The 11,312-nt window shown below is 43.4% G+C and carries 11 protein-coding genes; 4 read left to right on the top strand and 7 right to left on the bottom strand.

Annotated elements, in window-relative coordinates; genetic code table 11:
- Positions 1-75: 75 nt before the first annotated feature.
- Positions 76-486: a response regulator gene (locus WJR50_RS27820; protein WP_341296593.1), complete on the bottom strand. Its 411-nt coding sequence runs from the start codon at positions 484-486 to the stop codon at positions 76-78.
- A 36-nt stretch (positions 487-522) separates the two neighbouring features.
- Positions 523-2,820, bottom strand: coding sequence for a PAS domain-containing sensor histidine kinase (locus tag WJR50_RS27815; protein WP_341296592.1), 2,298 nt, complete (start codon positions 2,818-2,820; stop codon positions 523-525).
- 383 nt (positions 2,821-3,203) lie between these two features.
- On the opposite strand from WJR50_RS27815, the gene WJR50_RS27810 reads away from it, so the two are divergent.
- Positions 3,204-3,761 (top strand): hypothetical protein, encoded by a 558-nt coding sequence (locus tag WJR50_RS27810; RefSeq protein WP_341296591.1) that lies wholly within the window; start codon positions 3,204-3,206, stop codon positions 3,759-3,761.
- A gap of 47 nt (positions 3,762-3,808) precedes the next feature.
- On the opposite strand, the gene WJR50_RS27805 is transcribed toward WJR50_RS27810, so the two are convergent.
- The 4 genes from WJR50_RS27805 to WJR50_RS27790 are packed head-to-tail and all read right to left on the bottom strand — an operon-like array spanning position 3,809 to position 6,825.
- Positions 3,809-4,609 carry a DUF4097 family beta strand repeat-containing protein gene (locus tag WJR50_RS27805; RefSeq protein ID WP_341296590.1) on the bottom strand — a complete coding sequence of 267 codons (801 nt, stop codon included), beginning with the start codon at positions 4,607-4,609 and terminating at the stop codon, positions 3,809-3,811.
- A gap of 1 nt (position 4,610) precedes the next feature.
- On the bottom strand, positions 4,611-5,477 hold the full coding sequence (locus WJR50_RS27800) for a DUF4097 family beta strand repeat-containing protein (protein WP_341296589.1): 867 nt from the start codon (positions 5,475-5,477) through the stop codon (positions 4,611-4,613).
- Positions 5,478-5,485: 8 nt separating this feature from the next.
- Positions 5,486-6,277, bottom strand: a complete 792-nt coding sequence (locus tag WJR50_RS27795) for a HEAT repeat domain-containing protein (RefSeq protein WP_341296588.1) — start codon at positions 6,275-6,277, stop codon at positions 5,486-5,488.
- Positions 6,274-6,825: an RNA polymerase sigma factor gene (locus tag WJR50_RS27790; RefSeq protein ID WP_341296587.1), complete on the bottom strand. Its 552-nt coding sequence runs from the start codon at positions 6,823-6,825 to the stop codon at positions 6,274-6,276. Before WJR50_RS27790 ends, WJR50_RS27795 begins: the two co-directional genes overlap by 4 nt.
- A 187-nt stretch (positions 6,826-7,012) precedes the next feature.
- On the opposite strand from WJR50_RS27790, the gene WJR50_RS27785 reads away from it, so the two are divergent.
- Positions 7,013-8,026, top strand: a complete 1,014-nt coding sequence (locus WJR50_RS27785; RefSeq protein WP_341296586.1) for a hypothetical protein — start codon at positions 7,013-7,015, stop codon at positions 8,024-8,026.
- 45 nt (positions 8,027-8,071) lie between these two features.
- Positions 8,072-8,578 carry a DUF2911 domain-containing protein gene (locus tag WJR50_RS27780; RefSeq protein WP_341296585.1) on the top strand — a complete coding sequence of 169 codons (507 nt, stop codon included), beginning with the start codon at positions 8,072-8,074 and terminating at the stop codon, positions 8,576-8,578.
- A gap of 3 nt (positions 8,579-8,581) precedes the next feature.
- On the opposite strand, the gene WJR50_RS27775 is transcribed toward WJR50_RS27780, so the two are convergent.
- Entirely contained in the window at positions 8,582-10,027 is a 1,446-nt protein-coding gene (locus tag WJR50_RS27775; RefSeq protein ID WP_341296584.1) for an AGE family epimerase/isomerase, read from the bottom strand.
- Between the two features lie 131 nt (positions 10,028-10,158).
- On the opposite strand from WJR50_RS27775, the gene WJR50_RS27770 reads away from it, so the two are divergent.
- A complete protein-coding gene (locus WJR50_RS27770) occupies positions 10,159-11,016 on the top strand; it encodes a polysaccharide deacetylase family protein (protein ID WP_341296583.1) in 858 nt (285 codons plus the stop codon).
- Positions 11,017-11,312 lie beyond the last annotated feature (296 nt).

Genomic DNA, 11,312 nt, shown 5'->3' with positions numbered 1-11,312 from the left:
TTTGCATAAACTTTTGAGTTTTGGTTGACCCAAAGTTTACGTCCTGACCTGCTCTTTTCAAAATTTAAACATGCTCTAAGAAGGATTTAGCTTATCTATAATAGCTTTTACACTTTCTTCTTTAAGAGGCTTATCAATAAATCCGCGGATATCATAGTGAGAGGCTTTCTGCAGGTCTTTAGCACTTTTAGAGCTTGTCAAAAGGTACACCACGACTTGTGAGGAGGAGATTCCTGCTTCATTCAATGCATCCAGTACTTCAAACCCATCCAAGGCAGGCATATTGATATCCAGAAAAAATAATAATATGGTCTTGTTCTTCTGGAGCTTTTCCAGGGTATGGTTTACAATTTCTACAGCTTCCTCCCCATCAGTAGTTACCATTATTTGATCTTCACTAAACCCCATTCTTTCCAGCAGCAGCTGATTGATATAATTGGTGATAGGATCATCATCTACCAACAAAACACTATCTATCCCTTGCATTACTTACTTTGTTCATTAAAAAACATTTGATCACCGTCATATGCTCAAAAAATGTACTATAAATTCACTTCCCTCGCCTTGTCTGCTCCTTACTTTCAGACTACCACCATTGCTCTCTATAATCCGTTTGATCGTATATAATCCGATGCCAGTGCCTTCTACATGGGTATGAAGCCGCTTAAACATTTGGAATAGTTTCTGCTGTTGTTCGGTACTTAGGCCCAGGCCATTATCTTTTACAGATAAAACCACGACTCCATCCTCCTTATATGTATTAATTTCAATTACAGGAGCACGTTCCGCTGCATAGTATTTTACAGCATTTGAGAATAAGTTATAAACAATGCTTCTGAGGTTAGGTCTTTTATAATTAATGGTAGGAACCTGAAAGTTAAGCTTAATTTCCGGTTGAACCTGATCAATTAAATGCTGGACATCAGGCTTTACCTCTTCAAAAATTTCCTCAAAACTAACCAGCTCACGAGAAGCAAGGGCATTTTCATGCTGCATTCTGGTAAACTCCACCAGGTCGGTTATGGTTTTGTTGAGCTTACCAATGGAAGTATCCATCATGTCAAGCAGTAGTTTCTCTCGTTTATCAGTTTTAGCAAGTATAGTTCCGCGAATGGCCATCATAAGGCCTTCCAGATTAGTAATAGGGGCTCTAAGGTCATGAGAAGCAGTGTATACAAAATTATCCAGATCAGTATTAATCCTCTCCAGTTCCAGGTTTTTCTGCTTGATCTCGGTAATGTCCATCACCACTCCGGCCATACGTAAAGCCTGCTCACCTTCATAAAAAGTTTTACCCTTGATGGCAATCCAGTGATCTTCCTGTTTGGCAGTTCGTATCTGAGTTTCCAGTGCTATTTGCCCTGATGATTTAGCCAACTCAAATTGCTCTTTTACATACTCTCTTTCTTTGGGGAGTATGTGTTGGATCAAGTCTTCAAGTTTCCAATCGGGTAGCTGTTCTTGATAGCCAAAAATATAGTCATGTTGAAGAGAGTGCGAAAACTTCCCACTCTCCAGATCAAGATTCCAGGTACCCATCTCGCCAGCACCTAAGGCGATACGAAGGCTCTCTTCACTTCTTTCGGCCCGTTTACGGGCGTTAATTTGCTCAGACACTTCAAAGGCAAATACCAGTACTCCTGATATATTATCTTCGGTGTTACGTATAGCCTGATAGACAAAAGTAAAATAGTGATCACTAAGTTGGCCGGTTCTTTTAGGATCAAGAGGAACCGCTACTTCATTACCAATGTAAGTCTCTCCACTTTGGTAAACATGATTGATGATATTTAATAGCTCTTGCCCTTTGAGTTCAGGAATTGCCTCCACCAGAGGCAGACCTTGTAGCTGGCGATCCTGAAAGAATTGTTGGTACATAGGGTTTACCAAATCAAATACATGATCAGGACCATTCATAGTAGCAATAAGTGCAGGAATGTTCATGAAAAGCTCTTTCAGCGCTTCATTTTGCCTTTTTTCTTCCTTTTGTGCAGCTTCCTCCATCGCCGCCAGCCTTTCACTTTCAGCAGCCTCTTTCTGTTCAGTAATGTCTGTGATGATGCCCGACATACTTACTGCCTGTCCTTTGAGATTGAAAGAAGTTTTGCCTTTTGCCTGAATCCAGTGAATACTCTGATCCGGCCACCTGATTCTTACCTCATAGTTCAATAGGCCGTTTTTTTTGGCCTCTTCAAAAGCTTGACGGGCAGTTTCCTGGTCTTCTTCCAACACATGTTCCCAGAATTTTTCTGGCCCCCAGTCGGGCAGCAATTCTTTGTAACCGAAGATATTTTCATACCCGGACGAACGTGTAGTGTAGTTCTGTACGAAATCTATGTACCAGGTTCCCATTTTTCCGGCTTCCAGAGACAGCTTTAATATTTCTTCATTCCGCTCTGCCATTTGTCGAGCTTTTACCAACTCAGTAACTTCCGTGGCGGTCTGGATAATCCCTGAAATATTACCCTCAGCGTCGCGAAGTGGCTTATAGAGAATATTGAAATAGCAGAGATTCATTTTTCCGCCTCTTTCTAAGGTAGCAGGTAGTTCTTCTCCTGAAAAAGGTTCTCCGGTACGAAGTACATTGGCTAGTATTTCTTCGAAACCCTGTTTGGAAACTTCCGGTAAAGCTTCAAAAAGTGGTTTGTTTATCACCTGCTCAGGACGACGTTCCCAGATTTCGCACATGGCAGGGTTGGCCATCTCAATGATGTGTTCTTTGCCAATATAAATACCTATAGCCACCGGAGCCTGCATGTACAACTGATGAAACCATTGAGATTCTTTAGAAAATAGAGAAGTTTTAGGATCAGATTTCAAGGCCAAAAATGTTAAGACACAAAGGTAAAACAATTTATTTGCTGTATGCAGCTTGTTTTACAATACAAAGATATTCTGGTACTAAATGTTCAAAGGACCAAAACAACACCTCGCTAATCAAGTCAGCGCAATTAATTTTGAACTTGATAAAATAATATAAAATTATGATTAAAAAACTACTCTAGTAAACGGAGAAGTAGTAGCAGATATTTTTTCAGCTAAATTAGAATATTACCTTCTGGATTTGCTAATTTAACAAAACTAAGCGCGTTTTAATCCGGAGGTGTGGTATCCAGAGTTTGGAAAAATATTAAAAATAGGTAAATATTTTTGAATGAAAATTTATCAGTAGTATTTTAAATGAGCCAATTAATAGCAAACACTTGAAAAAATATCCCTTAAAGCTATGCTTATTATTCCTGAGCTTTCTGCTTCTCAGTCATATTAGTTATGGGCAGCGACAGTTAGTTGTGCTCAAGTATAATGAGGTAGTTGCTCGTTTCAATCCCGGGCAGGCTTTTTCTTTTAAATACAAAGGCAACAGCGAGAAGGTCTCTACTTACATACGGGATATATCCGACTCTGCCATAATTACTTACGATGATACTTTATCTATCTACGAAATTGACAGAATCTATTTCAGGCAGCATGCCTTTCATCAGACGCTGGGAGCCGCACTGGTGATTGTTGGTGTAGGTAGGTTTGTGGTTGATCAGATCAATAACCTGGCTGTGCATGGTAATAAACCCTCGCTGGATAGTGAAGTCAACCAGTTTTCTATTTCCACGATAACAGTGGGTCTACCTTTACTATTGATACGGAAGAAGTCGCAGAAAATGCTGTATAAATATAAGGCTATCATTGTTGAGAATGATTCTTATCTCTATGCTAGTCCTAATACTGAGCTTTATCCATCTTCTTACTTAAAGGAAGGGTATTGATTAAAATCAAGCATCATGAACCTCATAGCTCATGATGCTCTAAATGTTTACTGCTTACGGATGTAGATATTGCCATTGTGGTTTTTGAAAATCATTTTAGGCCCACCACCATTGATGTCACCCATAATACTTTTGTCCACTGTGACTTTGTATACCCCATTCTCTTTTCGCTTATCCACACTTCCCGAAGCATTTACATTGATATCAAAATCGGTGTAGATTTCTCCATTCAATGTTTTCATCTGGGCAGTAAGTTTGGTGCTGGCCGGAAAGCCCACATCTATATCTCCGTTGAGGCTGCTGAAAGCCATAGGTGTATCGGGAGTTACTTCCAGAAATTCTACTTTTACATCCCCATTGACCGTGCTGGCTACGGCAGAGCCTCGTATGCCTTCCAGGCGTATGTCTCCATTGACATTGCTCACTTCCATCTCTCCACTTAAGCCGCTGATACTGATATTGCCGTCGTTCACCGTTCCGGCATTTACAGAAAAGTTGGCGGGGACAAGGATCTCCAGATTAGACATTTGATTGGGCGGACCAGCATCAATGCGCACCTCGTTGTCCTGTTCGGTAGCCTCCAGTCCGAAACTAGGGCCTGAAATCCTGCGCATGCCATTTTTACTGTCTTCTTTGGTCGCTTTTTTCTGTCCACCGATGATGCGTACCACTACTTCCTGTCCATCGTAACTCTGTATACTGATAGAGCCTCTTACCATTTGCACTTCCAACTGACCGGGCTCACCGGGACGGCTGAGGGGGATAGCGATCTGCTCCTGCGCATTGGCCAGTCCAATGGCTAATAAATAAGTCAGCAGGGCAATCAATACAACTTTGATCAGTCTCATATCAGTACTTTTTAACATATACATTTCCGTTTAACACATTGAAATCAAGGAGTGGCCCACCCTTATTGATTTGCAAGACTGTGGACTTATCCAGACGGTACATTTTTTTGTCTCCTCTCTCCGAACTTGCCTGCTCAATGCCCGGCTTGGTCTGTACATCTTCATAATTGGTATACAAATCTCCGTTCATGCTTTTGAAGCGTACATCGGCGTTCAGATTAGCCGGACAGATCACATTAATGTCTCCGTTGATGGTATGGAACTCGGCATCAGCAGTAGGTTTTTGTGTATAGCTCACTTCTATCTCACCATTGACGGTATTGGCTTCAGTAAGACCACTAATCTGTTTAGCAGTAACATCTCCATTCACGTTGTGCAACTGAATGTCCTTCCCCTCCACATTTCTCACCGTCACATTACCATCATTGACAGTAGAGATATCCAGACTAATATTACGGGGCACCCGCAGCTTAAAGTCATAATGAGAATGATAATCTGGGTCAACATGGTAAGTATTGATGTGTAAGCGGCGGCCTCTCAGCTCAGCTATCACATTTGGATCTTTAGGGTAGATCAGAATAATGTCACCTTCAACCCGTGTGATCAATTGTACCTCATCTTTTGCAATTTGTAAAGCATTCTGATCTTTTCCTTTGAGTAGCTGTCGGGCCTCCAGTTCAACCGTGTTACCGTCGTATCCTTCAATGTCTATACTTCCACTGATGTTTTTGAGGATGAGTAGTCGGTCATCATTCTGCTCAAAGCTGAGTGATTTCTTGATGTTCTCTTCTTCCTGCACCCGCATTTTTTGGGCATAAGCGTACAGCCCACACACCATGAGGAGGGCGATGATTGCTATTTTTTTCATGATTTTTTTTAGGTTAAAGCTTTGATACTTTTTTTAATTTCTAGGGCTACCATTTCATTGATATCCTGTTGTTCCATCAGTTGCTGTAGAGCCTCTACCGACTTCTTTTCCTGCAGCTGCACCATAGCTTCTGCCAGTGCGATTTGTACCATAGGTGCTTTCTGTCCGGGAATAGACTGCACCAGACCTTCGCGTACCCGAGGATTTTGTGCATAGTTCAGGAGAGCATCCAGAGCTGCCAGCCGCACATTGACATGTGGATCTTCATTGAGTACTTTTAAAAGTGCTGCACTCACCTTATCGTCCGTTTGCGGTAGTCTATTGCTCATGCTCACGGCTTTGAGCCTTTGCGTAGCCGAAGGCTGTTCCAGCAGGTTAATGACCATCGTCTCCTGCATGTTTTGCAGCTCCGCCCGCATGTCCGACATCTGCTGCTCATAGCCACGGTTCGTATTGAACCATAAGCCCAACATCAGACCCAGCAAAAAGATGAAAGCGGCGGTGACCAATTGAGAAAGCTTGATATCTGCCTGCAAGCGAGGGAACCAACTCCTCCAGCTTTTTCTGCGCTTCTCTTTAGCAATCTCCTGATCCAGTTGTGCAAAGAAGTTGTACCTGAGCTGCTCCGAAGGTTCCGGTGCCTGGTAGCTTTCCGACTTGATATAAAACTGACGCAACTCTTGTATCTCTTCCTGTCGGATCACCCCAGCATGAAGTAACTCATCTAACTGGCTTTGCTGCTCCTTGCTGAGCTTTCCTTCCAGATAGTCTAAAACCAATATGATATGTTCATCCTTCATAATGCACTGAACCTTTCCAGTTTTTGAAAAATCTCTTTTAACTCCCTTATCGCCCGGTATACTTTCACTTTGATATTCGCTTCGCTGGTATTCATCATATCGGCGATCTCCTGATAACGCAAACCCTGATAGCGGCTGAGCACCAGCACTTCCCGTTTGTCATCACTCAGGTACTGCATGGCTTTCTCTAACAGTTTTTCTCTTTCTTCCTGAGCCTCCTGGGCAGCTTCGTCTTCCCACATCTTTTCTACTTCTTTAAAATTATCAGTAGTCATCTTTTTCTTTTTCCGGTAGTGATCGGCCAGCAGGTTACGGGCCAGATGATACATCCAACTGGTAAATTTCCCTTCTCCGGTGAAGGTGTGCCGGTACTTGATCATTCTCAGAAAAAGATTCTGCACCAGGTCTTCGCTTAGTTCAGCATCCTGACACATGCGATAGTAAAAGCCAAAAAGGGGCCTGTGGTGACGCTCAAAAAGAAGACCCATCTTTTCGAGGTCACCGCTTTTGACTTTTAGCATGATGGCGTTATCGGTGCTGGAATCCAAGTTTGGTAGTTTTGTTCGGGGAAACTTTGACTTTAGGGAAAGGTTACAAATAAATGTATATTTTTCTCAAGAAAGGGTTTTAGGGTGTTATTGATCTAGGTGTTATGGTTTTTTGGTTGTAGAACATCCCTAAAAAACCATAACACAATAACACCCTCATACAATACTTTAAACGACAAGCGTGATTATGAAACTACTTATTTTTACTGTAGGCATTATAACTTTATGCTATGCCTGCTCTCCAGCGAGCAATTCTCAGGAAACCGAAGGTAATATTGCCGAAGAGGTAGTAGTGGTCCCCCAGATTGAGGGTGACTGGTGGCAGATCGCTGGCAACCCTGATTTGGGTGAACTGACAAGTGAAGAACAGCAACCGGTAGACTTTGGCATCTGGCAGGCAGCAGATGGTACCTGGCAAGTCTGGTCGTGTATTCGTAAAACCAAAGCACCCGGAAAGACACGTCTTTTTCATCGCTGGGAAGGGCAGCAACTTAGTGATACGCTCTGGCAGCCAATGGGCATTGCCATGCAGGCCGATACCAGTCTGGGAGAAGAACCAGGCGGAATGCAGGCTCCTTATGTGCTTCAGCATGAAGGAGAATACCTGATGTTTTATGGCGACTGGAACCGCATCTGCCTGGCTAAAAGTGAGGATGGAAAAGAATTTACCAGGGTGCTTCGTGAGGGTTCTCCTGCGCTTTTTGGTGAACCTGCCGAAACCAATACCCGTGATGCGATGGTGAAGCAGATCAATAACCTCTGGTACTGTTATTATACAGCCCATCCCAACAATGAAGGAGCGGTGTATCTGCGTACTTCCGAAAATCTTTACGATTGGAGTAAGTCTGAGCGGGTAGCTTATGGAGGAGAGGCAGCAGGCAAAGGCAATGGTCAGTTCTGGCTGGCAGAATGCCCACATGTGGTGCAGCCGGTAGAGGGTGGACCTTACTACCTGTTTCGTACCCAAAGCTACGGCAGGGTAGTGAATGGCAAATTGGAAAAAGCACAGAAAACCAGCGTTTACGCCTCACCTGATCCTACCAATTTTGGTGTTGATGACGATCGCTATTTTGTGGATTCGCTGGAAGTGGCTGCACCGGAGATTTTTCAGCATGAAGGGCAGTGGTATATCGCCTCGCTCCGGGCTGACCTGCAGGGTATTCAGGTAGCTCGTTTGAATTGGGTAGTAAAGCAAAATTAAAAAGCATATCTTTCCGCTGATTATCTACCAAACTAAAAATTAAGTATGAAGATCTTAAATGTCCTATTACTATCATGTTTTGCTCTCTGCTTTTCCTTCTGCACACCTCAAAGCCCCTCAGCCACGGCTGAAGGAAACATAGAGGGAGTTAATGTAAGTGTAGATTACAGTTCGCCTCGTGTCAAAGGACGGCAGGGTAAAATCTGGGGAGATATGCTGCCCTACGGAGCAGTATGGCGTGCCGGAGCCAATGCTGCCACAGAAGTTACTTTTGACCAAGCGGTAATGGTGGAAGGTGAACGACTGGATGCCGGAACTTATAGCCTATTCATGATTCCTGGAGAAGGAGAATGGACAGTCATCTTTAATGCTGCTACCGGTATTTCAGGTACTGAGTATGAATCAGTAAAAGATCAGAATGTACTGGAAGTGTCGGTGCAACCTCAAAAAAACAGCGATTTAAGAGAAGATCTGAATTATGAAGTTACCGACGGTGAACTCAGACTGAATTGGGAATACCTGACCATCCCCATGGAGGTGCAGCCTGCCTGATTCCTATCGCTTTCTCAGGCTCACTTCTACATGCTGATTTTCTTCGGGAGGGAGGCTAATGTATCCCTCCTTTTGATTAACCTGATCCCATACCTGGCCGTTAATCAGCACTTTTTCTATCTCATACGCCATTTCTTCTATGGGTAAAGGGTAGAGCTTTTCATTATTAGTACTAGTGATAAAATAATGCAATGTGATACTCTCGTGATTGGCCCAGACATCCAGATATAAATAGTTGAGGAGTCCGTGTTCCACGGCATGATAAGAAGTTTTAGTTCTTACGGCTTTATTTCCATTGTCAATGCTACCATCTGCCAGCACGCTAAGGTAAGTTCCCCCTTTTACTTTGTCTATAAAGTACCTGTTCCAGAACTCAGCGCCTCGGCTGAAATTATCCAGATATGCCTGTTCTCCGCTGCTATGGTATAAATAGAGCTGAAACATATTACCATACGCCTGCACCCACCAGGGGCTTTCTTCACTATGCTGCTGTGCATCCGCTACTTTGACTTTGTGGTACCATATGCCGCTTTCCGGATGAAAGGCATATTGCAACAGTTTTTCATTCAAAGCCATCGCCTGCTGCTGGTACTCTGCTTTACCGGTCAGGTCGTACAAGCGCATGAGCATCCAGGCTACCTCTATATTGTGGCCGGTATTCATCCACGCATTACCTTGGGGCAATAAGTTCCACTGCTGATCATAGCCTTCCATGATCCATCCACTTTCTTCATCGGTCATATGATCTACCACAGTCTGCAAGATACGCTCACTCATTTGCAGATATTCATACTCACGGGTAGCCGCATAGAGGTAAAGCAGATATCCGGAAAGAGGGGCCAGTTGGGGAGAGAATACTTTATCTCCATTTTTAATAGATAAATCCTGATGCAGCGCCCGTATATAACCGCCACCATGCTGCGTATCCCAGGCATGTTGCTCCAGAATATCAATAGATCGGTCAATGTACGTTTTGACTTCATGATCTTTCGTCATCAGGTAATACATGGCAAGGCCGGTGATAGCGTAAGTCTGCATGAAAAGGTCTTTGGAAGTATCTACCACATTTCCTTCTCGGTCCAGTTCAGTGTACCAGCCGCCGTACTGCTCATCCCAGCCTTGTGTAGTCAGGTAATCATAGGTTTCTGCAGCCTGCTGACGATATTCATCCTCCCCACTGAGCATATAAGCTACCGCATAACTGAAGAGATGACGGGCAATCATGCCGGGAAATTTATGATCCTCATTGAAAGGCTTCCAGTCTTTATCAAGAAAGCTGTGATAGGCCCCATATTCATGATCAATGGCATGATCATTCCAGGGCTTAATGATATCTTCAATGGCCTGCTTTTTCCAGTAGGAACCTTCGGTGATGGATTGTCCGAAAAGTGTAGTATATGGAGTAAATACAAAAACTGTGAGCGTTAAGAAACTTTTGCTTAGATTCATTGGAAATTGTTGTATGGCAGATTTTCTTGATGAATCTGTCCTGCGTAAAGGGCAACTCATCAACCCTCATAGCACAGGACAGAGCCGAACAGCTAATATGCTAATTTTCTGATACTCTGAAAACTATGATCATGAAACCGTTTTTTTTTCTGTTAATTTTTTGTTTTTCAAGTAATCTTTTGCCCGCTCAGGATCAGCCTATACGTCTCATTGTGCGTAGCGATGATATGGGTTTTTCACATGCCGCCAACCAGGCCATGATAGAAACTGTAGAGCAGGGAATTACCACTTCCATAGAGGTGATGGTGCCTACCCCCTGGTTTCCCGAAGCCGTAGAATTACTAAAAGACTATCCTGATCTTGATGTAGGCATACATGTCACGTTGACCAGCGAATGGTCCAATATTAAGTGGCGACCACTGACTAAAGCCCCCAGCATCAGCGATGAGAACGGCTATTTTTATCCCATGATCTGGCCCAACGACAATTATGGTCCTGAGCAGGCCCTACAGACGCAGGACTGGGATATCCGGGAAATAGAGGAAGAGATACGGGCTCAGATAGAAATGGGGATACGCAATATCCCGCAGATCAGCCACCTTACGGCCCATATGGGTTGTACCAGTATGGCGCCTGAAGTAGAGGAAGTATATCGCAAACTGGCCAAGGAATATAACCTGGATATTCATCCGGAAGACCTGGGCGTAGGGCGTGCCCGTTATGCAGGCCCTACCGATACACCCGCCCTCAAGCGAGAAGGTTTTATCAATATGCTGAAGCAACTGACTTCCGGTACGTATCTGTTTGTGGACCATCCTGCTTATGATGTACCTGAAGTGCGTGGCATTCGGCATACCGGCTACGATGATGTAGCCATTGATCGGCAAGGGGTCACGGATTTGCTGACCGATCCGGAAATCATTCAACTGATTAAAGATTTGAATATAGCGCTGATCAGCTATGCTAATCTTAAGAAAGCTTCCCAATAAAAGAAAGGTGATGAGTTGCCAGGAATCTGGTGGTAATGTTTGAAAAAATATAGGGAACTGAGGAGAAACTTTATGCCAGCCTGTAAATGTTGTCATTTCAATACAGGAATGGATAGAGAATGTTATCTCAGCAGTTTTCGTAAAGCTTTATTTCTTACACCAGCTCTCTGACAGACAAAAAAATCTTTGGGCTAGAGAAAAAGAAATTTTGTAGCTTTGTCTTTCACATTTGTCTCTCGGAAAAACTGAATATCTTCTTTCTCCTTCCCGGATTCAGAATGCATTATTTGTCACCT

Source organism: Catalinimonas locisalis (assembly GCF_038039535.1).
Lineage (GTDB): Bacteria > Bacteroidota > Bacteroidia > Cytophagales > Cyclobacteriaceae > Catalinimonas.
Note: the sequence above shows the minus strand (reverse complement) of the source record. Positions and strands in the feature narration are given on the sequence as shown.

Excerpts from the sequence above, each read along its gene's own strand:
- WJR50_RS27795 (WP_341296588.1), bottom strand. The coding sequence starts at position 6,277 with ATGAAGGATGAACATATCATATTGGTTTTAGACTATCTGGAAGGAAAG.
- WJR50_RS27820 (WP_341296593.1), bottom strand. The coding sequence starts at position 486 with ATGCAAGGGATAGATAGTGTTTTGTTGGTAGATGATGATCCTATCACC.
- WJR50_RS27780 (WP_341296585.1), top strand. The coding sequence starts at position 8,072 with ATGAAGATCTTAAATGTCCTATTACTATCATGTTTTGCTCTCTGCTTT.
- WJR50_RS27800 (WP_341296589.1), bottom strand. The coding sequence starts at position 5,477 with ATGAAAAAAATAGCAATCATCGCCCTCCTCATGGTGTGTGGGCTGTAC.
- WJR50_RS27785 (WP_341296586.1), top strand. The coding sequence starts at position 7,013 with ATGAAACTACTTATTTTTACTGTAGGCATTATAACTTTATGCTATGCC.
- WJR50_RS27805 (WP_341296590.1), bottom strand. The coding sequence starts at position 4,609 with ATGAGACTGATCAAAGTTGTATTGATTGCCCTGCTGACTTATTTATTA.
- WJR50_RS27770 (WP_341296583.1), top strand. The coding sequence starts at position 10,159 with ATGAAACCGTTTTTTTTTCTGTTAATTTTTTGTTTTTCAAGTAATCTT.
- WJR50_RS27775 (WP_341296584.1), bottom strand. The coding sequence starts at position 10,027 with ATGAATCTAAGCAAAAGTTTCTTAACGCTCACAGTTTTTGTATTTACT.